The following is a 24,849-nucleotide window of genomic DNA, read 5'->3' as shown; positions in this document are numbered from 1 at the left end:
ACTCCATTTCTTTGCCGTCGCCGGCAGACTGACGAACAGACTATCTTACCCGCTGCAGCCAGCGACGCCAAGTATTCAGATTGCCCTGCTCAAGGTAATAGCCTTAAGCGGGTGAAACTTGGGACTTTAGCCTGAAAATGTTAATAAATTTTCTGTCAGTTTGTCGAAAAACCGTTATGCTGAATAAAATAAGGGGTGAGGATGAGACCTATGTGGCAAAGTTGGCTAGCCAGTTTGTTGTTGCTGATAACCAGTGCTGTGGTAACGGCAGCACCATTGACCGTGTTGGTAGGCCAGCACAAGCCACCTTATATAAATACCGCTAATATTTCGGGCTATGAAGTGGAACTGCTGGCAGAAGTGGTTAACCGGATGGGTTATGAGCCGGTCTTCATATTTGTGCCAAATGCCCGGATTAAGCCTTTGCTGCTGCAAGGTGAGGGCGACATTGCCAGCTTACAGCCAGTCAGCAGTGATGAAACAGGCCTGTTTTATTCCAACCCTTATATCCGTTATCAGAATATTGCCGTTAGCCGAGCTGATGACGAACTGGTTATTAGCCATAGCAGTGATTTGGGCCGGTATTCAGTGTTGGCGTTTCAAAATGCCCGAACCGTGCTGGGGCCGGACTATACCGATATGGCCAGAATTTCTACCGATTACCGGGAAACCGTTGACCAGCAGGCACAGCTGAAAATGTTGCTGTCGCGCCGGGTGCAGGTGGTGGTTATGGACCGCAATATTTTTAACCACTACCGGTTACAGCAAGACAGTGTTGAAGATCTGGTGACTCACCCGCTATTCAATAGCACGCTTTATCGGGCGGCATTTCGTGATGCAGCTATGCAACGCGCCTTTGACCGGGCGCTACTTAGTGTCATGCTGGACAGCTGGTATCAACGCTTACAACGCAAATATTTCGGTGAGGAAAACCAGACATTGCGGCATAACTTGTTATGTCACGAACCTTAGAGTGATTTAACTTTATCGTCACGCAACAGCTTATCCAGGTAGCCCATAGCGAATGCAGATAGCACAAAGGTAATGTGAATAAGCAGGTACCATTTTATTTTGTCGTTGGCGATAACTTCGGTATTCATAAACACTTTCAGCAGATGGATAGAAGAGATTGCCACGATAGAGGCCGCAACTTTGTTTTTAAGAGAGCCTGAATCCAGCTTACCCAACCAGCTTAATTTATCTTCATTTCCTTCCAGATCGAGTCGTGAGACAAAGTTCTCGTAGCCGGAAAACATCACCATCACCAGCAGACCACCCACCAGCGCAATATCGATTAACGACAACACCACCAAAATCAGCTCAACTTCTTTCATGCTGAATATAATAGGAATGATATGAATGATTTCCTGAAAAAACTTAATTGCCAACGCGATTAACGCCAGACTGAGCCCAAGATAAATAGGCGCCATAATCCAACGGGCAGAATAAATAAGATTTTCAACAAACTTTTCCATATGACAGCCTCACTTTTATGATGTTGCTATTATGCGGTCCCACTGCCGCAAAGCAAGCCTGAAACCCGCCATTCGGACTTTTTTTGCGCTGACAACTGAAGTTTTACCTGCGCTCTCTTAATTTAATTGATTTTGCAGTATGATAGCGGGCTTTAACGGCAGCAACAGCTGCAGGTGCAGGCAAGAGGTAACTGTGGAAAAGCCGTTTCAACTGAAACTGATTATCAGGCGGGTCAGGCCGACGGCCTCACTGCAGTGGCTGACAGTTGCCTGGCAACTGTTTAAACAGGCGCCACTGGTGTTTATCGCGATGTTTTTGCTAACTGCAGGTATTAGTTTCCTGTTGCAGCTTAATCAACTGACGGCCGTTGTCTGGATTTTTCTGAACCCGTTTTTAACCGCTGGCTTTTATAAAGCGGTAGTGGGTGCGCAGCAACAGCAGAAAATTGCCATTGACTGGTTGTTTCAGCCATTAGCGGAGCCACCCTGTCGCAGGATACTGCTAACGATTGGTGCCCTGAAATTTTTATTGCTAACGCCACTGGTCAGTTTTCATCAACAGTTATTTCAGACCATGTCTGTGGCAGTAGCAGCCGAAAGCGGTGTTGAAACGACTGTTATATTACAAATATTGTTAATGGTAGCACTGTTTGCGCTGGTGTTTATGTTGTTTGCTTATGCAGTCGCCATTGCTTACTTTTTAAAAGAGCAGCGTTTTCTGGTGGTACTGCAAACCAGTTTTATTGCCAGCTGGCGCAATGTCACCGCACTAATGCTGTTCGGGTTACTGAGTACAGTACTGGTACTGCTAACGCTGCCCACTTTTTTTATCGGCTTAGTGGTGGTGTTACCACTACTTAATATTGCGTTCTTTTTGTCATTTAACGATGTGTTCGCCCTGCAGGTTAAACCGTCTGATGACGGTGTGTTAGAGGTGTAGTAATGGCGGAACTCGCTGAGCTGAAAAAAAGCGCATTAAACTGGCTTAGCCGGCGCGATTACAGCGAGGCGCAGTTAAGCCAGAAACTGCGGCAGAAAGGCGCGTCACCTGAGCAGTTGGCAGCGGTGATTAACTGGTGTAAAGCTCAGCAGTATCTTGATGACAGCCGTTTTTTAAGTATGCTGGTACGCAGCAGAACACGTCAGGGGTATGGCTACAACTACTTGCTACAGGAGTGCCGGGCGCAAAAAATCAGTGCCGGGCAGCTCAATGACTGTGTGAATGCGTTGGCAATCGATTGGTGGGCGCTGGCCAATGCCGCATATCAGAAGAAATATGGTGACAGCCCGATAACAGATTTTAAAGATAAAACGAAACGGATGGCCTTTTTGCAACGACGTGGTTTCAGCAGCGAGCAAATTAAGGCGGTCTTTACTGAATTAACGAACCAACCCAACCGGACAGGATAGTTTCATGACGATGACTTCGGCCAAGATCAGGCAGGCTTTTTTTGATTATTTCGCCAGTAAACAACATCAGGTAGTCGCCAGCAGTTCGCTGATTCCCGGTAACGATGCCACCTTATTGTTTACTAACGCCGGGATGGTGCAGTTTAAGGACGTGTTTCTGGGGCAGGATAAGCGCAGTTATAGCCGGGCGGTCTCTGCTCAGCGCTGTGTCCGGGCGGGCGGTAAACATAACGATTTAGAAAATGTTGGCTACACAGCACGCCATCACACCTTTTTTGAAATGCTGGGTAATTTTAGTTTTGGCGATTATTTTAAACGCGAAGCGATTGGCTATGCCTGGCAGTTTTTAACCGAAGTGGTAAAGCTGCCAAAAGAAAAACTACTGGTAACGGTCTATGCCACAGATGATGAAGCTTACGATATCTGGCTGAATGAAATTGGGGTGCCCGCTGAGCGCATTGTCCGGATTGGTGACAACAAAGGCGCACCTTATGCGTCTGATAATTTCTGGGCGATGGGCGATACCGGACCCTGCGGGCCCTGCACCGAAATTTTTTATGATCATGGTGAACATATCTGGGGTGGCCCGCCGGGCTCTGCAGAAGAAGACGGTGATCGCTTTATTGAAATTTGGAACATCGTTTTTATGCAGTTTAACCGCCAGGCAAGCGGTGAAATGCAGCCTTTGGCTAAGCCGAGTATCGATACCGGCATGGGCCTGGAGCGGATTGCTGCTATTTTACAGGGCGTGCACAGCAACTATGAAATAGATACCTTTGCTGCCCTGATTAAAGCGGCTGCTGAGATCACCGGTGCTACTGACTTATCAGACAAATCCCTGCGGGTGGTCAGTGATCATATTCGCAGTTGCGCATTTTTAATTGTCGATGGTGTGTTACCGGCGAATGAAGGCCGTGGTTATGTGTTGCGCCGGATTATTCGCCGGGCGGTACGTCACGGTAATAAACTGGGCGCAAAAGGGGCGTTTTTCTATAAGTTGGTCAGTGCTTTAGTAACTCAGATGGGCGAAGCCTATCCTGAGCTGGCAGAAAAACAAGCGGTGATTGAAAAAGCCCTGCGGCTGGAAGAAGAGCAGTTTGGCAAAACCCTGGAACGCGGCCTGGCTATTCTGGATGACGAACTGGCGGGTTTAACCGGCAGTGTTATTCCGGGTGATGTAGTCTTTAAGCTGTACGACACCTATGGCTTCCCGGTCGATTTAACCAACGATGTGGCGCGCGAGCGCAACCTGACGATTGACCAGGCCGGTTTTGAGGCAGCCATGGCGGCCCAACGCAAACGGGCGCAGCAGGCCTCAAATTTTGGTGCAGATTACAATGCAACGCTAAGCTCACACCAGCAAACCGCTTTTACCGGCTACGACCATGAATTTGGTGATGCGACGGTGGTCGAAATTTTCAGCGACGGCAAAGCGGTGGAAACTTTGGCTGCAGGTGCCAGTGGCCTGGTGGTATTGGATAAAACACCGTTTTATGCGGAGTCCGGTGGCCAGATGGGCGACAGCGGCAAGTTGTTGCTGGCAACAGGTGGCGAGTTTGAAGTGGCAGACACCATTAAATTAGGCAAAGCCTTTGCTCATCAGGGCGAGGCAACAGCTGATTTCAGGGTGGGCGATAAAGTAGCGGCCAGAATTGATAGTGAGCGGCGCGCAGCAATAAAGCAGAACCATTCAGCTACCCACTTGTTGCATGCAGCGCTGCGCCAGGTGTTAGGTTCGCATGTAACCCAGAAAGGCTCATTAGTTGGCCCTGAGCGTTTAAGGTTTGACTTCAGCCATTTTGAGGCTGTGAAGGCAGATGAGTTGCGGCAAATTGAATTACTGGTTAACCAGCAAATTCAGCTGAACAATGCACTGCAAACTCGTTTAATGCCGATTGAACAAGCAAAAGCAGCCGGCGCAATGGCATTATTCGGTGAAAAATACGACGAAGAGGTCCGGGTGCTGTCGATGGGGGATTTCTCGATTGAGCTGTGTGGTGGTACTCATGTTAACCGCACCGGTGATATTGGTATGTTTAAAATTGTCGCCGAAGCCGGCATCGCCTCAGGTATCCGCCGGATAGAAGCAGTCAGTGGCAATGGCGCCCTGCAGTATATGCAGCAGCTTGAGCAACAGGCCGCACAGGCCGCGGCTATGTTAAAAGGTGATCTGTTCAGCCTGGCAGAAAAAGTACAGCAAGCACTGGATAAAAGCCGTGCGCTGGAGAAAGACGTTGAACAGTTAAAAGCCAAGTTAGCCAGTCAGGCCGGTTCGTCGCTGGAAAGCCAGGTGCAGCAGGTTGTCGGGGTTAATGTGTTAATCAGTGCTGTTGAACAGGCTGATCCGAAAAGTTTAAGAACGATGCTGGATGAGCTGAAGAATAAACTTAGCCCGGCGGTTATTCTGCTGGCGACGGTGAATGATGCTAAAGTTAGTTTAATTGCCGGCGTCAGTAGTGAGCTGACCGGCAAGGTTCATGCCGGACAATTGGTCGCCTGGGCTGCACAGCAGCTTGGTGGTAAAGGCGGCGGCCGGCCTGATATGGCTCAGGCTGGCGGTACCGATGGCAGTGCTCTGCCTGCGGTACTTAATAATGCGCTGCAGCATATCAGCGACAAGCTGAATAGCTGATCGTAATGAACGGTATCGGCGTAAAGCTAACGCAGACGTCGGTTCGCCGTTTTTAAGGCGGGTTATGTCGCGAAACTGCCCGGTTCAGTGACAAAGTTGCTACACTGTCCAGGTAATAGTTCGGCGCGTTTTATAAATATCAGATGTTGGCTTTTCAAGCAGGGGCCAGCTGAGTTACTATACGGCGTTTTATCGAAAACAACGGTGAAATGTCACTGTAATTGCAAGGAAAAGGAGCAAGCGAATGCTAATTCTTACCCGTCGGGTTGGTGAGACTCTGATGATCGGTGACGAAGTCACTGTGACCGTATTAGGGGTAAAAGGAAATCAGGTTCGGATTGGTGTTAACGCACCAAAAGAAGTGTCTGTTCATCGCGAAGAAATTTATATGCGGATCCAGGCTGAGAAAGATACCTCTGGTGGCGGTTTCAACGAAGCCGACTAAAAATAACCGGCAGGATGCTGGTTACCCAATTACCTGTTTTAACCAATAGCCGGTAAATATTGAACGAATTGTTTAAAAGGTCGGCAAACAGACTTTACTGTCCTAAAAATTGTTTGACTTATTTTCCTGAGACATTAATATACACGCCGCAACACAGAGCGGAGAAATGGCCGAGTGGCTGAAGGCGCACCCCTGCTAAGGGTGTATAGGGGAAACTCTATCGAGGGTTCGAATCCCTCTTTCTCCGCCATTTTTTATAGAGCGGACGCATAGCTCAGCTGGATAGAGTACTCGGCTACGAACCGAGCGGTCGGAGGTTCGAATCCTCCTGCGTCCACCATCTATAAAATTCTGGATAAGTCATACGAAGCAGTACCCCATGGACGCATAGCTCAGCTGGATAGAGTACTCGGCTACGAACCGAGCGGTCGGAGGTTCGAATCCTCCTGCGTCCACCATCTACGAAGAACCCGCTACGGTTAACACCATAGCGGGTTTTTGCTTTCATTCAAATTTTTTCTTTGCTGTTCAGCACCGGCTTATCTTCAAACTGATATATACTGCTGATTATATAAGGTAACTTTGTATAAAAGATGACTTTTTAGAAAAGGTAACTTAGTAAAACCTTTTGCCTTTGAACCGCAGCTTAGGGTATCCCGTGAATACAACTGCCAACACTTCAGCCACGCAAACTAACGGCTCTGCACCGAATAGCAACACCGCTGCTGACGAGCTGGTATTGTGTCCGCACTGTGATTTGTTGCAGTATTTGCCGCCGTTGGCGCCCGGCGAGGAGGCGCATTGTCTGCGCTGTCAGCATCAGTTAGATGCAAGGCAGCATAACCCGGTAATGCGACCTGCCTTATATGCGGCCTCGGCGTTGTTGATGTTAGTACTGGCCAATTTGTTTCCCTTTGTCAGTATGGCAATTGCCGGTAATCGCAGTGAAATCCATTTTTTTGATACCTCGGCGGTGCTATTCACTGAGTATCAGCAGGTGCTGGCCATTCTGATCTGGTTATTTATTCAGGCAGTGCCGGCCTTTTGTATGTTGGCCATTATTTACCTGAAAATTGGTATGCGATACCAGTTACCGGCCCGGATTTGGGTGGCCAGGGTGCTTTACATGCTTAAACCCTGGAGTATGGTGGATATTTTTCTGATGGGCTTATTGATCAGTTTTGTCAAACTGGTCGCTACCGCGGAAATATCGCTGGGCATGAGTTTCTGGGCGTTCTGTTTGTTCTGTTTACTGCATTTGCGAACCTTTCAGGTGCTGGATCGTCATGCGTTGTGGGCTAGCATCGCGCCCAGTCCGCAACCGGCAACAAACTTCAGCGCAGGTAAGAGCGGCTTGGATCAGCAATTAAAATTATGCCATTGTTGTACAGCTGTGCTGCCGTTGCAGCAACGACAGTGCAGCCGTTGCCATACCAAAGTAAACAGCCGGATACCCGCTAGTTTGCAGAAAACGCTGGCCTTGCTGGTTACTGCCTGTGTGCTTTATATACCGGCCAATGTGTTGCCCATTATGCGTACGGTGTCTTTTGGTGAGGTGACAGACTCAACAATTATCAGTGGCTTTATTTTAATGTGGCAGGATGGCGAGTATCCGGTTGCAATCATTATTTTCCTGGCCAGCGTGGTTATTCCGATTGTCAAAATTGTAGTAATGTTCTGGTTGTGTTATCTGGCAAGCACGCCCAGACAAGTTGCTGGTAAATACAGCGGCAATGTTTACCGGTTGGTTGACTGGGTGGGGCGCTGGTCAATGGTGGATGTGTTGGTGGTTGCTTTTATGGCTGCGCTGGTGCGGTTTGGCCTGCTGGCCAGCGTTTACCCGGGTATTGCTGCTGTGCTGTTTGCTGCAGTTGTGATTACCACTATGCTGGCCGCAGTTAGTTTCGATCCGCGATTGCTGTGGGATAACCAGAAATCTGAAGCAGCCAAACCATATCAATATCGCACAGCAGAGGGAATATCAACGTGACAGAATCGGCACAGGTTAAAGCGAATGTCAGGGTGATTAAACAATGGTCACCCATTTGGGTTGTACCGATAGCGGCAGTATTAATTGGTCTGTGGATGCTTTTCAGTCACTTTCAGAATCAGGGGGTTATGCTGCTGTTGGTTGCAGAGGATGCTGAGGGCATTGTTGCTGGCAAAACCCAGATAAAGAATCGCAGCGTCGATGTCGGTCAGGTGGTGTCGGTTGAACTAAGTGATGACTTAACCGAAGTGTTAATTCAGGCCCGGATGAAACCCAATATGACGCCACTTTTAAACGCCGGTTCACAATTCTGGGTGGTAAAGCCACAGATTGGACGCGGCGGCGTTACCGGGCTCGATACCCTGTTGTCTGGCGTATATATTGAACTACAGCCAGGTGATAACGGTGAAACCCAACTTAGCCATCCTTTATTAAATTCTCCGCCTGTTGCCCCGGCCGATGCGCCGGGGGTCAGAGTTAACCTGAACTCGGCCGATACCACCGGCCTGGCGGTGGGCGATCCGGTGCTATACCGGGGCTACGAAGTGGGGACGGTTGAATTAAGTGATTTTAACGTTTCAGAGCGGCGAACACATTTTCAGCTGTTTATCCGCGAACCCTATGACGAACTGGTTACTGATAATGTCCGCTTCTGGCTAAGCAGTGGGCTGGCTTTTGATTTATCGGCCGAGGGTTTAAGTGTCGATATTGGCTCGGCGACTACGTTGTTAACTGGTGGCGTCAGTTTTGATTTAATGGACGGCTGGCCGGCAGGTGAGCAAGCCGCCGATGGTACCGAATTTCAGTTATTCCCTGATAAACAAAGTATTCAGGAAGGGTTATACAGTCAGTACATCGAGTATCTGGTATTTTTTGATGAGTCTGTACGTGGCCTGAAAGCGGGGGCGCCGGTTGAATATCGCGGTGTGCGGGTAGGAACTGTTGCCACGGTACCGTTTTTCTTTGCCATCGAAAAGCCCTTTGAAGTCTCCTTGCAACAGGGGGTCCCGGTCTTAATCAGAATTGAGTCGGCGCGGCTGTATGAGAAGTTAAACCTGACCCAGTTAGATACGGAGTTACAACAAGCTATTGAAGAGGGTCTGCATGCAGTGTTAAAAACCGGAAATCTGATTACCGGCGCATTATATATAGACCTCGATATTAATAGCAGCTGGCGCGAAGACAGCGCCTTGCAACAGCTGTTTGATGAGCAGCGCCAATTAAGTACTTCGGTAGGCTACCCGGCAATGCCGTCGGCACGCAGTGGTTTTAGCAATATGGAACAAAAACTGTTGATGGCATTGGATAAAATCAATAATTTACCGGTTGAATCAATGCTGGCTCAGGGGGAGGAAACGCTTGCTGCAACCAACGAAGTAATGCGAAACGCCCAACAATTGATGTCAAGTATGCAAACGTTAATCGACCAGCCGCAATTACAACAGCTCCCGGCAGATATTCAGCTCAGTTTGCAGCAATTACGTAGTACCTTACAGGGCTTTAGCCCGGAAGCAGAAGCCTATAGCAGTGTCGGCGCCAACCTACAGGCATTGGAGCAGGTATTAAGAGAATTACAGCCGGTTATAAAAACGCTGAACCAGCAAAGTAATTCATTAATATTTAATGCCAGTGATAAACCTGAACCTGAACCACGGAAAGCCAGATTATGAAGTTGTTATTGTCATTTGCCCTGTTTATAGGCTTAACTGCATGCAGCAGCCCAATGCCGGTGAGCTATTACCAGCTGACCATGCCGCTGCCGGAACAGCAAAATCAGGTTGACCAGGTCGTGAGCGGCAAGCGCATCCAACTTCAGCCGGTTAAGGTCGCCAACTATTTAAATGGTGCGGGCCTGGTGATGGAACGCTCTGACGTTGAATTGGTTATTGCCAGTCGCCACCTGTGGGCAGATGCGCTGGATCAGCAACTGTACCGCCTGCTAACCGAACAGATACAGGCCAGCTCGTCAGCATTTCAACTGGCGCCAATGCATACAGCGGCCGATCTTAAACTACAGCTGACTATCGATCGTTTTCATGCTCAGGCAAATGGTGTGGCCATTATCAGTGGTCATTATACCTTGAGCTCAGGGAGTGAGCAGTCCAGCCATGCCTTCAACTATCAACAACCACTGACTGCCGATGGTTATCCGGCGCTGGTTAGTGCGCTGAGCTTAGGCTGGCAGCAATTAATAACCGCACTGATTGCGGATATTAACCAGCAGGACTTGTAATTAATAACGCTTCACGTTATCTTTCTGGACGGCTAGACGTTAAAAAGTCTTCTGTGATTCGCCAGCGAAATGGCTGCCATCACTCAGTTTTATTATTCAGCCAGCGCACGACCCTCCATAATGCCTGAATAAACACGGCAGCGGCGCGATGGGTAAACTATGCTGTTTGCATTGGTTTTATTGTCATGAAACACTGAATGTCTGAAAACACAGGCAACTAAGGGAGAACACACCAATGGTGTCTGATTTATTGCTCGAGTCGGCGACATTAATGCTGATCGGCATGGTAAGTGTGTTTACGTTTTTATTATTACTGGTGTTATTAATGACGGTGATGAGTAGCTTGTTACGGCGCTATGCGCCATTGAAAGCTACCGATACCGCTAATAAAGCAGACACGGTAGCAAATGGTGTCTCGCCTGCCGTAGTAGCGGCAATCAGTGCGGCAGTGCACCAGTATCGCCAACAACATAAATAAGAGGAAGCTGGCATGACGAAGCCTTTGTTATTAACTGAGTTAGTGTTGCGTGACGCGCATCAGTCATTACTGGCAACCCGCCTGCGTCTGGAAGATATGCTGCCTATTGCCGGTAAGCTTGATCAGGTTGGCTACTGGTCGATGGAATCCTGGGGCGGGGCGACCTTTGACTCCTGTATTCGTTATCTCGGTGAAGATCCGTGGCACCGCATTCGCGAGTTAAAAAAGGCTATGCCAAACACTAAACAACAAATGTTGCTGCGTGGTCAGAATCTACTTGGATACCGCCATTATGCCGACGATGTAGTAAAAGCCTTTGTCGAGCGCGCCCATGTTAATGGTGTTGATGTCTTCCGCATTTTTGATGCAATGAATGATATTCGCAACCTGCAGACTGCAGTGCAGGCGGCAATTAGTGTTGGAGCCCATGCTCAGGGTACCATTTCGTATACCGTCAGCCCGGTGCACACCATTGATATGTGGGTTGATATGGCCCGGCAACTGGAAGATATGGGTTGTGACTCCATTTTTATCAAAGATATGGCAGGTTTGCTCAAGCCTTATGTGGCGGAAGAATTGGTTACCCGGATTAAAGAAGCGACCAATATTCCGCTGGCAATGCAATGCCACGCCACCACCGGCCTGAGTACCGCGACTTATCAGAAATCGATTGATGCCGGCATTGACATGCTCGATACCGCCATTTCGTCAATGAGCATGACCTATGGTCATAGTGCGACTGAAACCATGGTGGCGATAACTGAAGGCACAGAACGTGATACGGGTTTAAATCTGGAACTATTAGCTGAAATAGCCGCATACTTCCGGGATGTTCGGAAAAAATATGCCCGGTTTGAAGGCTCACTTAAAGGTGTTGATGCCCGTATTTTACTGGCCCAGGTGCCTGGTGGCATGTTAACCAATATGGAAAGTCAGCTTAAAGAGCAGGGTGCCCTTGATAAGCTGGATGAGGTGTTAAAAGAAATACCACGGGTGCGGGAGGATTTAGGCTTTTTACCGCTGGTTACTCCAACATCGCAAATCGTTGGCACCCAGGCAGTGCTGAATATATTGACCGGTGAGCGCTATAAAAGCATTACCAAGGAAACTGCCGGTGTCTTAAAAGGTGAATACGGCGCTACGCCTGCCCCGGTAAATAGCGAACTACAGCAAAAAGTGCTGAATGGCGCCGAACCGATAACCTGCCGGCCAGCTGACTTACTGGAACCTGAACTGGAAAAGTTGAACAGTGAATTGCTGGATATTGCTAAGTCAGAATCAATTGATTTAGCAAAAGACACCATCGACGATGTACTGACGTATGCATTATTTCCACAGGTCGGGCTAAAATTTCTGAAAAACCGCAATAATCCTGCTGCGTTTGAGCCGGCTCCTGATGACAATGAAGATGAAAGCTCAACGGCAAAAACAAAAACCAGAACACCAACCAGCGGCCCTGTTGCTTATAGTGTGCGGGTAGATGGAAAAGCCTATGAAGTTGAAGTAGCGCCCAGCGGTGAGCTTAACAGTATAAAGCCGGTTGTATCAGAAAATATCCCGGGCAGTGCCTCGGTAACCGGTGGGGCAACGTTAAACGCACCACTGGCCGGTAATATCTGGAAAATTACCACCAAGGTAGGTGCAACAGTAAAACGGGGCGACGTGGTCATAATTATGGAAGCCATGAAAATGGAAACTGAGGTACGGGCCGTTGCTGATGGTACTATCGCCAACATTCATATTGCGGCGGGTGATGCGGTCAGTACCGGTGACGTACTGATTAGTTTTGAGTAGTACGACCGGCTTAAGGAATATACATGGACGCGCTTAATACCCTGATTGCTTCGACCGGCATAGTGCATTTTACTGTGGGTCAGGTAGTAATGATGCTGGTGGGCTTTCTGCTGTTGTATCTGGCTATTGCCCGCGGCTTTGAACCGCTGTTACTGCTGCCAATTGGTTTTGGCGCTATTCTGACCAATATCCCACTGGCGGGAATGGGCGAGCCGGGTGGCTTGCTGTATATGATTTATGAAGTGGGAATTGGTACCGGCATCTTCCCGTTGCTTATTTTTATGGGCGTGGGGGCAATGACTGATTTCAGTGCGCTAATTGCCAATCCCAGAATGCTGTTACTGGGAGCAGCGGCACAATTTGGAATTTTTGCTACCTTATTTGGCGCCATTGCCCTGAACTGGGTACCGGGTTTAAGTTTTAGCCTGAAAGAAGCGTCGGCAATCGCGATTATTGGCGGCGCTGATGGTCCGACGGCGATCTTCCTGGCATCAAAGCTGGCCCCCGATTTGCTCGGTGCCATAGCAGTAGCTGCATACTCCTATATGGCGCTGGTTCCTATTATTCAACCGCCAATTATGAAAGCGCTGACCAGCAAGGCTGAGCGTGAAATTCAAATGACGCAGCTGCGATCGGTTGGCAAACGGGAAAAAGTGTTGTTCCCATTAATGTTGGTATTGCTTACCATTTTGTTGCTACCGACGGCAGCACCACTCATTGGTATGTTTTGTCTGGGTAACCTGATGCGAGAAGCAGGGGTGGTTGAGCGCTTAAGTAAAACAGCCCAAAACGAACTGATCAATATTGTCACCATTTTCCTTGGTCTGGCTGTGGGGTCCAGGCTCAGTGCGGATAAATTTTTAACCACCCAAACCCTGGGTATTCTGGTATTAGGGGCAATAGCGTTTGCTATAGGCACAGCGACCGGCGTGTTAATGGCGAAGCTGATGTCGAAAGTGTCGAAACAACCTATTAACCCGTTAATTGGTGCGGCAGGGGTGTCGGCAGTGCCAATGGCAGCCCGGGTAGTCAATAAAGTGGGGTTACAGGCAAATCCGCATAACTTCCTGTTAATGCATGCGATGGGCCCCAATGTGGCCGGCGTTATTGGCTCGGCCGTAGCGGCCGGTATTTTACTGGCGCTGGTTGGTTAGTATCGTTAGCCAACGCTGCCGAGTGGTTAAGGCAAGTAAGGCACACCTAACACACAAGCTTTACTGGCACCGGTAACCTCTGGCAGGTTACCGGTAACCTGATGCTGATACGCCCAGGCCAGCCAGGCAAAAGCCATGGCTTCCACCCAATCTGCATCTACGCCCAAAGCATCGGTGCTGCTAACCGTGCACTCGGGTAACAGGGTGGCTAAATCAGCCATTAAAACCGGGTTATGGACCCCGCCACCACACACGTATACCTGTTGCAACCGGCTGCTATGCAAGCTGTCAGCAATACTTTGCGCCGTTAGACGGCAGAGGGTACGTTGTACATCGGCCGCTTTAAAGCGCTCTGGCCGGAATGGCAACAGCCAATTGAGATTGAAATATTCACGCCCTGTGCTTTTGGGCGCAGGCTTTGCAAAGTAAGGGTCGGCCAGCATTGCGCTTAGCAGTTTAGGTAACACCTGGCCCTGGCTGCAAAAACTGCCGTTTTCATCATAAGGCTTCGCGTGGCAGTGCATTACCCAGTTATCCAGCAGTGCATTGCCTGGGCCGGTATCAAAGCCCGTTACCGGCCTGTCACTGTCGGCCGGAAGCAGAGTAACATTGGCAATGCCGCCAATATTGACGATAGCCCGCCGGCTGGCAGCCTGCTGAAAAACCGCCCGGTGAAAGGCTGGCACTAACGGAGCTCCCTGACCACCGTAAGCGATATCTTTACGCCGAAAATCAGCAATTACCGGGATCTGGCAAAGCATCGCTAACGTGTGCATATCGCCAATCTGCAAACTGAATGGATATTGACCATCCGGTCGGTGGCGTATTGTCTGGCCATGGCAACCAATAGCCGCAACCGAATTTGCAGTGATGTTTGCCTGTTTCAGTAATGCTGCAACACCAGCCGCATAACATTGGGCCAGTTGTTGCTCAGTTGGACCCAGTAATTCAATCTCATTGTTACCAGGCTGGCAAAGTTGTAGAAGTTGTTGTTTTAGTGTACTCGGGAAGGGGTGTAACACACTACAGATAAGTTTTGGCTGGTCATTGAAGCAAGTCAGCACCAGATCGATACCATCGAGACTGGTGCCGGACATTATGCCAATGTAATACATAAGGTTGCGACCTCAGGGCGCAATTTTCGCTAACAACACCCGTTCTTTGGTTTGCAGCTCAGCTAACACGGGGGCAGCACTGGCAATGAATAAATCGCGTTCCTCGCCTTGCAATGGCGTCGCTTGCGGCAGTTTTACAGTGCGTGGGTTGCGATGTACGCCATTTAATAAAAACTCATAGTGCAGGTGAGCACCGGTTACCCGCCCCGTCGCACCCAGCCGGCCGATGGTTTCGCCCTGTTTTACTTTATCGCCGGTTTTAACATTGCGCCGGGACAAGTGCAGATACTTGGTAACAATATTATTGGCGTGTTTAATAAATACATAATTGCCATTCAGGTTGTTATAACCGGAGTGGGTAACTCTTCCATCACCGGCCGCCATAATGGGCGTACCTACTGGCGCAACATAGTCTACGCCATTGTGAGCCCGAACTTTACCTAGTACTGGATGCAAGCGCCGTGGGTTAAAGTTGGAGCTGACATACTGAAAACTGACCGGTGCCCGCAAAAACGCCTGACGCATACTGGCACCATCGGGTTTGTAGTAATTGCCATCTGTATGGCGCACGGCCTGAATGACCTGGCCCTGGTTCTGAAATTGCGCTGCGATAATGGTGCCATAGCCAACAAAATCACCATCAACATAATTGGCCTGATAAAGCACGCTGAAGCTGTCGCCAGCCCGTAAATCCAAACCAAAGTCGATGTCCCAGCCAAAAATCCCGGCCAGATTCATTATCTGGGCTTCTGATAAACCGGCTTCAATACCGGCGCTCCAGAAGCTGGATTTAATTTCTGCACTGGCAAATTGCTGCCGGTGCTCTACCGTTTTTTCCAACTCTTCAGCGACAAACTTACCAGCCGGATCGCGGCTCACTTTTAATGTTTTCAGTTTATTAATGGCGTATCGTAATTCAGCCAGTTCACCCTGTTCATTCAAACCAAATTCAAGTGTTTCACCCGGGAACAGTCTGGTCAGGGTTTTGGTACTGTCACCCAACGCCAGAATAGCCAGCATGGTTTGCTGACTGACGTTGGCTTTTTTAAACAGATTGGACAGCACGTCACCGCGTTGCACTTGCAGGCTTGACCATTGCAGATTGTCTTCTGTAGCAGGCTGGTCAGTAAAATCAGACTCAAAGGTATCTGATACACCTTCAGTAACTGGCTGTTCATTATGAGGAATATCCAGGCTGTAGCGTTTACCTACTTCCAGCGCACTGCTGTTACTGCTTTTTGACGCCGCAGCCTGTTCGGACGGTAGTAACAAAATAATGGCTAAACATACCGACACTGCAAGGATTAACGCACGGTGTTGAGAAGGAATTTTTGCTACCAGTTGCCGCATAAGCCCCGTCATCTGTTGAAAATGCACAAAAACCGAGCATAAACGTTTTTTTTCGAAGATACCAGAGTTTTGTGCGTTTCCCCTGGCTGGAACATGCTATAGAATGGCGTTTGTTTAGACAAAATAGCACTAAGTCAGGAGTTTAAAATGGCCGATTGGGCACAGGCGTTAGCTGAACTAAAACGCGGCTGCGAGGAAATCTTGCTGGAAGACGAGCTAATTGCCAAGTTAAAAACGGGTAAGCCGCTTAAAGTAAAGGCTGGCTTCGACCCGACAGCGCCCGATCTGCATTTAGGCCATACGGTACTAATTAATAAATTACGAACCTTTCAGCAGCTTGGCCACGAGGTTATTTTTCTGATCGGTGATTTTACCGGGATGATTGGCGACCCCAGTGGCAAAAATGTCACCCGTAAACCTCTAAGCCGGGAAGAGGTGCTGGCTAACGCTGAAACCTATAAAGAGCAGGTATTCAAAATACTGGATCCGGCGAAAACCAGAGTGGCATTCAATTCTGAGTGGATGGGCGAACTTGGTGCTGCCGGTATGATAAAACTTGCTTCGCGCCAGACGGTGGCCCGAATGCTGGAGCGGGATGATTTTAAAAAGCGTTTTGCTAATAATCAGTCGATTGCCATTCATGAGTTTTTATATCCGCTGGTTCAGGGCTGGGATTCTGTAGCGCTTGCAGCCGACATCGAAATGGGTGGGACTGATCAGCGTTTTAATTTACTGATGGGCCGTGAGTTACAAAAAGACGAAGGTCAGCGTCCGCAAACGGTAATGATGGTGCCGTTGCTTGAAGGGCTGGATGGTGTGCAGAAAATGTCGAAGTCGTTGGGTAATTATGTCGGTATTACCGATGCCCCGACTGAGATGTTTGGCAAAATCATGTCAATTTCAGACGAACTGATGTGGCGCTACTATGACTTGCTCAGTTTCAGACCTCTGGCTGAGATTACAGAATTAAAGCAGCAGATGGCAGAGGGCGCTAATCCACGGGATATTAAAATAAGCCTGGCAAAAGAAATTATTGCCCGGTTTCATGATGAGGCAGCTGCAGAGGCCGCGCATCAGGACTTCATTCAGCGCTTTAGCAAAAACGCCCTGCCGGATGATATACCGGAGCTTACGCTCAGCTGTGACGGCAACACTATGCCTATCGCCAACCTGTTGAAGGAAGCAGGCCTGGTGGCAAGTACCTCTGAGGCGCTGCGGATGATTAAACAAGGCGCTGTAAAGTTGAACGGCGAAACTAAAGTTGACGACAGCAAGCTTGAAATTACCAAGGGCACTACCGGGATTTATCAGGTGGGTAAACGCAAGTTCGCCAGAGTAACCCTGAATTAATTTTAATTTTCAAAGACTTTACTTGTCCTGTTAAAAGACCGCCATAGCGCGGTCTTTTTTGTTTTACAACCGTTAGAGAGCAAAATTACAAAAAAGCGTTGGCTTGCATTTTCGCATCTGCGCCCCGATGCACTACACTTGGAGAATACGTAATCAACGAGGAATGTTATGAGCCAGACCAACCCCTATGCCGATAAACTGACGGTTGCCGATAAGGATTACCATATTTTCAGTTTAGCGAAGGCTGCAACCCAGCATGGCACCGTTGACCGTTTACCATTTTGCTTAAAAGTGCTGTTGGAAAACCTGCTGCGTAATCTTGATGCTGACACCGTAACCGAACAAGATATTCAGGCCTTGGTTGACTGGCAGAAGCATGGTCATGCTGACCGCGAAATTGCTTTCAGACCAGCGCGGGTCCTGATGCAGGACTTTACCGGCGTACCTGCTGTTGTTGATTTGGCGGCCATGCGCGCGGCGGTTGCTGAGCTTGGCGAGGATCCGCAGAAAATTAACCCGCTGTCCCCGGTTGATCTGGTTATTGATCACTCGGTTATGGTTGACCATTTCGCGACGGATGAAGCATTTAAGCAAAATGTGGCAATAGAAATGGAGCGCAATTTTGAGCGCTATACTTTTTTACGTTGGGGCCAGCAGGCCTTTGCTAACTTTAAGGTGGTGCCGCCGGGTACCGGTATCTGCCATCAGGTAAATCTGGAATATCTGGGGCAAAGTGTCTGGGCCAAAGACACTGATAGTGGCACAGAGGCTTACCCTGATACGTTGGTTGGTACCGATTCTCACACTACAATGATTAACGCCCTCGGTGTGTTGGGTTGGGGTGTGGGCGGGATTGAAGCCGAAGCCGCCATGTTGGGCCAGCCGGTTTCGATGTTGATACCCGAGGTGGTCGGCCTGGAGTTTACCGGTAAACTTGCCGCGGGTATTACCGCGACCGATTTAGTGTTAACCGTAACCGAGTTACTGCGAAAGCACGGAGTTGTCGGTAAATTTGTTGAATTTTTTGGTGACGGCCTGGATCATCTGAGCCTGGCTGACCGCGCTACTATTGCTAATATGGCACCGGAGTATGGTGCAACCTGTGGCTTTTTCCCGGTCGATCAAGTTACCCTGGACTATATGGCATTAACCGGCCGTGATGAGCAGGTAATTGCCCGGGTTAAAGCCTATTGTCAGGCGCAGGGTCTGTGGCGCAAGCCCGGCCATAAAGCTACGTATACTGATATTTTACACCTGGATTTATCGAAAGTTGTGCCATCGCTGGCCGGTCCGAAACGGCCGCAGGACAAAGTCAGCTTGCCAGCGTTAAAACAGCATTGTGATGATATCCTGGCACTGGAATTGAAAGCCGCTGCTGAGCGCGAAGCAAAAATGGTTGATGAAGGAGGAGGGCAACCCCAGCCTGAGGACCATGATGACCATCTGGATCTGGATGGTCAGAGAATTAAACTCGACCACCATGCCGTGGTTATCGCCGCGATTACGTCCTGCACTAATACCTCTAATCCCAGTGTGCTGATGGCTGCAGGGTTGCTGGCTAAAAATGCCCTGGCCAAGGGGCTGACCCGCAAGCCCTGGGTGAAGAGTTCGCTGGCGCCTGGCTCTAAGGTTGTCAGCCGTTATCTGGAGAAGGCTGGCTTGATGCAGCCGCTGGAGCAACTGGGTTTCCATCTGGTCGGTTACGGTTGTACTACGTGTATTGGTAACTCCGGGCCACTGGCGAAGCAATTGGAACAGGCGATCAGTGCTAAAAACCTGAATGTCTCTGCAGTGTTGTCGGGCAACCGCAACTTTGAGGGGCGTATTCACCCGTTGGTGCAGTCAAACTGGCTGGCATCGCCGCCACTGGTGGTGGCATTTGCGTTAGCGGGCACAGTCAATATCGATTTGAGTGAAGAACCGGTTGGTAAAGATCAACAAGGTAAACCGGTTTATCTGAAAGATATCTGGCCCAGTAATCAGGAAATTGCCAACGAAGTCGCTAAAGTACAGAGCAGCATGTTTAAAAGTGAGTATGCCGATGTGTTTAGTGGTGACGATACCTGGCAGGCGATAGATGTGCCAAAAGATAAAACCTATACCTGGCCAGAGTCGAGCTATATCCGTCAGCCTAGTTTTTTCCAGGGCATGGGACGAGAGCCCGAGCCGGTGCAGGATATTAAAGAGGCAAGAGTGCTGGCGTTACTGGGGGATTCAGTGACCACCGATCATATTTCACCGGCAGGAAGCATCAAAGCCAGCAGCCCGGCAGGACGCTACTTAAAGGAGATGGGGGTAACTCAGGCTGATTTTAATTCTTATGGCTCACGCCGGGGTAACCATGAGGTGATGGTGCGGGGCACCTTTGCCAATGTGCGAATTCGCAATGAAATGGTACCGGGCACTGAAGGGGGCGTTACCTTGCACCAGCCGTCCGCTGAGCAAATGGATATTTATGATGCGGCAGAGCGCTACCGTCAGCAGAAAACGCCGTTGGTAGTAGTGGCTGGCAAAGAATATGGTACGGGCTCATCCCGGGACTGGGCTGCCAAAGGTACCTTGCTGCTTGGGGTACGAGCTGTGCTGGCTGAATCGTATGAGCGGATCCACCGTTCTAACTTAATTGGTATGGGCGTGTTGCCATTACAATTTCTGGCTGGCGTTGATCGCAAGCATTTACAACTCACCGGAGCGGAAACCTTTACGATAAGTGGTCTGAATAACTTAAAGCCAAAGCAGAAAGTTCAGGTAATGATTACTTACCCGGATGGCGATCAGCAAAAAATTGATATGTTATGCCGTATTGATACCGGTAATGAGCTGGCATACTATCAACATGGTGGTATTTTACATTATGTGTTGCGGCGGATGATCGGCAGTGCCTGAGGGTTAAGCCGGTAAAATGCCAAAAAAGCTGACGATATGTCAGCTTTTTTGTTTAATAGAGGTAGTTGTTTTGGTGTGCTGACGACACTGTATGACAGCTTTATTCATTTCATCTAATTTAGCCCCGGCAAAGTCCGGCGACAGATAAAAACCCGCATCACGGGTATAGTAATTGTAAAGCTGTAAATTACCGGTCGTCGGATCAGCCCGCATTTCTGCCTGCAGTTGCTCTGCCAGCGGTTGCGGAACAGCCAGCATGTCAACCCGATCCATTTTTAACAACGGCAATAACTGCTGATAGTCATACACCTGATGGACATGCTGAAAATCATTGCTTTGCAGATAGTGCAGCTGCGGTGAGCCACGCTTAACCCCAACAGGCAGCTTTTTAAGCTGGTCGTCCTGCAGTGTGGCTTGCTTTAACGTTGTGGTTTTAAACACAAAATAATCGTCATCTTTAGTCAGCCAGACACTGGCTTGCAGGTAATTGTCACGCTCTGAGGTAAAGCCCATCGGATAGATTAAATCTAACTGATTTTCGCGGGTCAGTTTTAACAGCCGATCTGTCGGCAGACTTTGCCACTCAATCCGGGCGTTCAGTTTCGCTTCAATGCATTCAATAATTTCGGCATGGCCATAGGAGGACTCTGGCTGCACCTTGCCGTTAACCACACTGATCCCTGGAAAAGACTGGACCACGCCCCCTTGAAGTTTTTGCGGTGTGGCAACCGTTACTGCTGAAATCGTTGCAATACTGATAAATAGTAAAACGTGGATTACTGCTTTTAGTAAAACCATAAATGCTGCGTAAACCTTCGGATCAAATGAGTTTGGTAAGCTACTAAGTATTTACTAAAAAAAGCAATTTGTCAGCTTTTTGGTGACACCCCCGGCATATTACCGGGGGCAGGTTGGAAAACAAGAAAAGCAGAAAATCAGAATGTCAGATTAAGACGGTAACCTGATGGGGCAGAGTCGTCCTGTTCTGCCGTAAGCAGATAGCGTTCACCGGGTTGCAGCATCATGCTATCGGTTTTATCCAGCAGGGTTGTGCTACCGTTTTCAGCCACATGCACCAGGGCAATAGCATAGTAGTCTTTTGGCAGGTTCAGGCTTTGCTGTTTTTTAAAGTCCAGATTCTTGATATTGTGTCTGGCCGTGGCAATGGTTTCATCCTCGCGAATAAAATAAATATTAAGCCGGGCAAAGTCAGCGATTAAGTTACTGACAATAACATCGTTGGCCTGTATTTGCGGTTTGTCACTCTCTTTGATGGCCAGGGCTTCCAGCTGATTATTTTCGTTCTGATATAACAGTACCAACTGGCTTTCGCCGGCAGCGGCGGTTAGTAAGGCGCTATTGAGTAAGAGCTGGTCGTTGGTATCGCGCACAGACAAACTGTAATCGCCTTTTGTCAGTTGATAGTAAGTACCCAGCTCAGCTGCGGCCAGACTGGTAAGGCTGTTATTATCAAGGGCAACCTGGACCGGCTGTGTCAGACTGTTATACAGCCGGATCTGGGCCTGAGCGTCCTGATGCGCATAGCGGGCAACACTGCTTGAATTTAAGATCACATCAACCGCTAATTGCTCTGCAATAGGGCCGTGCTGGTCGCGTACCACCAACACATAGGTATTTTCAAAGCTGAAGTCGAGGTTTTTACCCACAAACAGCGGCGTATCGGCGCCGGCTTCAGTCAGGTAGATATTGTATTTGCCGGTGGCATTGCGACTGGCGTCGCTGCTGACTTCGTGCAACGTTAGGCTATCAAGCAGAGTGGCGTCTGCAAAGCTCTCAGTCGCCTCGCTCAGATAAATGTCCAACTGCGGCTGACTGTTTGCTAAATTTGTCAGGTAAAGGTCAAATTCGTCTTCCAGTTCTTTTTCCCGCGCGAAACTTAAGCTCAGATAATCAAATTGTTCGTCGGCACTGGTCATAATGAATAAGTGCTTTTGATCCTGACTCAGGTTGACATCGTCAGACAGCAGCGGACTGCTGCTACCTGTTTCGGTAACCTGCAAGGTATAGCTGTCAGTATCTACGCTGATCACGTTGCTGGCGTCGGCGAAGCTCGCACTGCTGATACTGGTATCATCTAGTTTAAAAGTAGGATTGGCAGTTGCTGCCGCGCCATTGTAAAACTGCACATAGCTTTTACGTTGTTCTGGCTCGTCGCTGCTGCCACCGCATGCTGCAAGACTCAGCGCGGCACCAACAATCAGGCTGCGGGCAAGTAAGGGGGTAAAGGATGACAACAATATCGATAAAGATTTTTTCATATCAGGTTCCATGCTGGTGAGTTAAACCGGCACAGCCTAAGGAATTAGTAGCGGGATAGCTATGGCGCTTTACTAATGCAAACAGTTGGTTACGCTTAATTACACAATCCAGTAAGCCGTTACAACATTGTCAGATAACCGGCCTGATAATCAGGGTATTGCCAGATGAAACCTGTTAGTTGCAGCCGTTTGGCACTGACTCTTTTACTGCCGCGCTGAAGAATCTGTGGTTTATTGGCAGTAATATGCAACTGCAATTGCAGAAACTGAATAACTTCACCGTACCGCGCTGGCTTAAGATCGGTAAGGTTGTAGGCATTTTCAATAACGAGCCCCTGCTGCCTGCAACCTACTAAATAAATGATAGCGCGGGCACAATCTGATATATGAATTCTATTTGTATAAACCGGTTCTGTTTCAACAATCAGCTGGCCGGATTTTGCAGTTCGCAGCATCATCTCTCTGCCTGGACCATACAAGCCTGCCGGACGCAGCATGGTAGAGGACAGGCCACTTTGCAGCCAGAGTTCTTCAGCCGCGACCAGAATTCTCGCTGTACTGCGTTCGGGTAAACGCGGGCTGTCTTCATCAACCCATTCGCCGTGCTGCTGGCCGTAAACACTGGTAGATGACACCAACCAGACATGGGGGGGGGCAGGCTGTTTTCTCAGCCAATGGATTGCATGTTCAGCCACTTGCAGATAGGCAAGGCGGTAAGCTTCATCGGCGCGGCCATCCGGCGCAACACACAGCACCAGATCTGTAACGTTATCTGCTAAAGCTGGCCAGGGGGTTGTAGCATCATGCTGAATCAGCTTAACCCCTGGCAGGCTTTTGGCTTGACGGCGCATTGCTTGCACTGTCATCCCTTGTTGCATTGCTTCTGTCGCTATCATCGATCCGAGATCACCAAGGCCAACCAATAAGATGCTTGTCATTTAATCAGTATCTTTAGTCAGCGGCTCAGGCGCAGGTGGCCAACCTGATTTAATGTGTAAATCACGTTGCGGATAGGGGATAGTAATCTTGTTTTGTTTAAAGGCCCGCCAGATAGCCAGATTAATGGCGGAACGAATTTCGCCGGTGCCTTTTTCCATATCAGCAAGCCAGACTCTGAGTTGCAGCTCAATGCCACTATCCGCAAATTCCATCAACCGCACCGTTGGTGCTGGTTCAGTCAGCACCCTGGGTGACACTTTGGCACATTCCAGCATTAATGCCAGTGCCTGTTCAGGGTCGTCATCATAGCTAATTTGTACTTTAATAATCATCCGGACATTGGTATCAGCGTAACTCCAGTTTATGACCTCAGAGGTAATCAGATTTTCATTCGGGATCAGGGTATCGACACCTTCACGGTTTCTCACCACCACATAACGGGCATTCAGTTGCTCAACCCAACCGAAGTTCTGGCCCACGGTAATAATATCGCCCGGCTTTATTGAGCGGTCAAACACCAGGATAAAACCGCTGATAAAGTTGGATGCAATACGTTGTAAACCAAAGCCAAGACCAACCCCCAGCGCGCCGCCAAATACCGCCAGCGAGCTTAAATTAATGCCTACCGCGTTTAACGCCACCAGAAAAGCAACGGTAATTAAAATAAACTTACTGAATTTGGCAAAACCGACCTGCATGCTGGGGCTGATATAAGCCGAGCGTTGTACCCGCTGACTGATAAACTCTGCCAGCCAGATAGCCAGGGTAAAAGCCAGGGCAATCATTAAGACCAGCTTTAACACCGCCAACACGGAAATACGGGTTTCACCGACGGTCATTGCCAGGCTTTCCAGCACGGCCAGTAAGCCGGGTAACCAGCCTGCAATATGAAGCAGCACGCCAAGCCAGATAATACCTGCTAACAAATTTTCAGACGATTTTAACAGCGGGCTGACGTTAAACGCTTTACGCAGGATATATACCGTTATCCGAATCACTGCCAGCGCAACCAGCACCGGTACAGCCACATCGAGGATTTGCACCGGCAGGTTACTCATTTCAAAAATTATTTTGGCTGGCACCAGAATTATCAGGGCAGTTAGCGGCCAGAGTAATCGTTGAATACTGCGCACCGCTAAATGGCGCAAGCCGGTGTCGTGGGTATTTTGAGATTCCATCAGCCGCTGTAAGCGACGATTGGTTAAAGACGCCAGTATGAGCGCAACGGTCAGTGCCAGTAATTGCCACCAGAAATCAATTTGCTGCAGGCTGCGCAGTATTTCGGCACTGATTTCATTAAATCTTTGCATAGGTATCCT

At 49.0% G+C, this 24,849-nt stretch carries 20 protein-coding genes and 3 tRNA genes; 16 read left to right on the top strand and 7 right to left on the bottom strand.

Annotated elements, in window-relative coordinates; translation table 11 throughout:
- Positions 1-210 precede the first annotated feature (210 nt).
- On the top strand, positions 211-972 hold the full coding sequence (locus KG631_RS14290; RefSeq protein ID WP_214000348.1) for a transporter substrate-binding domain-containing protein: 762 nt from the start codon (positions 211-213) through the stop codon (positions 970-972).
- On the opposite strand, the gene KG631_RS14285 is transcribed toward KG631_RS14290, so the two are convergent.
- The gene (locus KG631_RS14285; RefSeq protein ID WP_214000347.1) at positions 969-1,475 is read right to left on the bottom strand and encodes a TIGR00645 family protein; all 507 of its coding nucleotides are present in this window, start codon (positions 1,473-1,475) and stop codon (positions 969-971) included. The two genes, KG631_RS14290 and KG631_RS14285, sit on opposite strands and share 4 nt — an antisense overlap.
- Positions 1,476-1,668: 193 nt before the next feature.
- Between KG631_RS14285 and KG631_RS14280 the strand changes: the two genes are divergently transcribed.
- The 13 genes from KG631_RS14280 to KG631_RS14220 all read left to right on the top strand — a co-directional run bounded on the left by KG631_RS14280 (position 1,669) and on the right by KG631_RS14220 (position 13,611).
- Complete coding sequence (locus KG631_RS14280) at positions 1,669-2,415, top strand: hypothetical protein (protein WP_301003823.1); 747 nt, start codon at positions 1,669-1,671, stop codon at positions 2,413-2,415.
- Between the two features lie 2 nt (positions 2,416-2,417).
- Positions 2,418-2,885 carry a regulatory protein RecX gene (locus tag KG631_RS14275; RefSeq protein ID WP_214000345.1) on the top strand — a complete coding sequence of 156 codons (468 nt, stop codon included), beginning with the start codon at positions 2,418-2,420 and terminating at the stop codon, positions 2,883-2,885.
- A gap of 4 nt (positions 2,886-2,889) precedes the next feature.
- A complete protein-coding gene (gene alaS, locus KG631_RS14270) occupies positions 2,890-5,517 on the top strand; it encodes an alanine--tRNA ligase (protein WP_214000344.1) in 2,628 nt (875 codons plus the stop codon).
- Positions 5,518-5,761: 244 nt separating this feature from the next.
- The gene (gene csrA, locus KG631_RS14265; RefSeq protein WP_097111610.1) at positions 5,762-5,962 is read left to right on the top strand and encodes a carbon storage regulator CsrA; all 201 of its coding nucleotides are present in this window, start codon (positions 5,762-5,764) and stop codon (positions 5,960-5,962) included.
- Between the two features lie 160 nt (positions 5,963-6,122).
- Positions 6,123-6,212, top strand: a tRNA-Ser gene (locus KG631_RS14260).
- 13 nt (positions 6,213-6,225) lie between these two features.
- A tRNA-Arg gene (locus KG631_RS14255) sits at positions 6,226-6,302 on the top strand.
- Positions 6,303-6,343: 41 nt separating this feature from the next.
- A tRNA-Arg gene (locus tag KG631_RS14250) sits at positions 6,344-6,420 on the top strand.
- Between the two features lie 200 nt (positions 6,421-6,620).
- A complete protein-coding gene (locus tag KG631_RS14245; protein WP_214000343.1) occupies positions 6,621-7,952 on the top strand; it encodes a PqiA/YebS family transporter subunit in 1,332 nt (443 codons plus the stop codon).
- Entirely contained in the window at positions 7,949-9,622 is a 1,674-nt protein-coding gene (gene pqiB, locus KG631_RS14240) for an intermembrane transport protein PqiB (RefSeq protein ID WP_214000342.1), read from the top strand. Before KG631_RS14245 ends, pqiB begins: the two co-directional genes overlap by 4 nt.
- Entirely contained in the window at positions 9,619-10,185 is a 567-nt protein-coding gene (locus KG631_RS14235) for an ABC-type transport auxiliary lipoprotein family protein (RefSeq protein WP_214000341.1), read from the top strand. Before pqiB ends, KG631_RS14235 begins: the two co-directional genes overlap by 4 nt.
- Before the next feature lie 235 nt (positions 10,186-10,420).
- Entirely contained in the window at positions 10,421-10,663 is a 243-nt protein-coding gene (locus tag KG631_RS14230; RefSeq protein WP_214000340.1) for an OadG family transporter subunit, read from the top strand.
- A 12-nt stretch (positions 10,664-10,675) separates the two neighbouring features.
- Positions 10,676-12,457 carry a sodium-extruding oxaloacetate decarboxylase subunit alpha gene (oadA, locus tag KG631_RS14225; RefSeq protein WP_214000339.1) on the top strand — a complete coding sequence of 594 codons (1,782 nt, stop codon included), beginning with the start codon at positions 10,676-10,678 and terminating at the stop codon, positions 12,455-12,457.
- Between the two features lie 23 nt (positions 12,458-12,480).
- Positions 12,481-13,611, top strand: a complete 1,131-nt coding sequence (locus KG631_RS14220; RefSeq protein WP_214000338.1) for a sodium ion-translocating decarboxylase subunit beta — start codon at positions 12,481-12,483, stop codon at positions 13,609-13,611.
- A gap of 26 nt (positions 13,612-13,637) precedes the next feature.
- Here the strand turns inward: KG631_RS14220 and KG631_RS14215 are convergent, their stop codons facing one another.
- Positions 13,638-14,726, bottom strand: coding sequence for an anhydro-N-acetylmuramic acid kinase (locus KG631_RS14215; RefSeq protein WP_214000337.1), 1,089 nt, complete (start codon positions 14,724-14,726; stop codon positions 13,638-13,640).
- 12 nt (positions 14,727-14,738) lie between these two features.
- Positions 14,739-16,076, bottom strand: a complete 1,338-nt coding sequence (locus KG631_RS14210; protein ID WP_214000336.1) for a peptidoglycan DD-metalloendopeptidase family protein — start codon at positions 16,074-16,076, stop codon at positions 14,739-14,741.
- Positions 16,077-16,223: 147 nt separating this feature from the next.
- Here KG631_RS14210 and tyrS point away from each other — a divergent pair, with 147 nt between their 5' ends.
- Both tyrS and acnA read left to right on the top strand, forming a co-directional pair.
- Positions 16,224-17,426: a tyrosine--tRNA ligase gene (gene tyrS / locus KG631_RS14205; protein WP_214000335.1), complete on the top strand. Its 1,203-nt coding sequence runs from the start codon at positions 16,224-16,226 to the stop codon at positions 17,424-17,426.
- 168 nt (positions 17,427-17,594) lie between these two features.
- Positions 17,595-20,312, top strand: coding sequence for an aconitate hydratase AcnA (gene acnA / locus KG631_RS14200; RefSeq protein WP_214000334.1), 2,718 nt, complete (start codon positions 17,595-17,597; stop codon positions 20,310-20,312).
- 39 nt (positions 20,313-20,351) lie between these two features.
- Here the strand turns inward: acnA and KG631_RS14195 are convergent, their stop codons facing one another.
- The 4 genes from KG631_RS14195 to KG631_RS14180 all read right to left on the bottom strand — a co-directional run bounded on the left by KG631_RS14195 (position 20,352) and on the right by KG631_RS14180 (position 24,840).
- The gene (locus KG631_RS14195) at positions 20,352-21,110 is read right to left on the bottom strand and encodes a transporter substrate-binding domain-containing protein (RefSeq protein WP_214000333.1); all 759 of its coding nucleotides are present in this window, start codon (positions 21,108-21,110) and stop codon (positions 20,352-20,354) included.
- Positions 21,111-21,247: 137 nt separating this feature from the next.
- A complete protein-coding gene (locus tag KG631_RS14190) occupies positions 21,248-22,591 on the bottom strand; it encodes a DUF4397 domain-containing protein (RefSeq protein WP_301003822.1) in 1,344 nt (447 codons plus the stop codon).
- A 119-nt stretch (positions 22,592-22,710) separates the two neighbouring features.
- Complete coding sequence (locus KG631_RS14185) at positions 22,711-23,529, bottom strand: NAD(P)H-binding protein (protein ID WP_214000331.1); 819 nt, start codon at positions 23,527-23,529, stop codon at positions 22,711-22,713.
- Positions 23,530-24,840: a mechanosensitive ion channel domain-containing protein gene (locus KG631_RS14180; protein WP_214000330.1), complete on the bottom strand. Its 1,311-nt coding sequence runs from the start codon at positions 24,838-24,840 to the stop codon at positions 23,530-23,532.
- Positions 24,841-24,849: the final 9 nt, after the last annotated feature.

The organism is Arsukibacterium sp., assembly GCF_018402695.1.
Taxonomy (GTDB): Bacteria; Pseudomonadota; Gammaproteobacteria; order Enterobacterales; family Alteromonadaceae; genus Alishewanella.
This window is presented reverse-complemented; position numbering and strand designations above follow the sequence as displayed.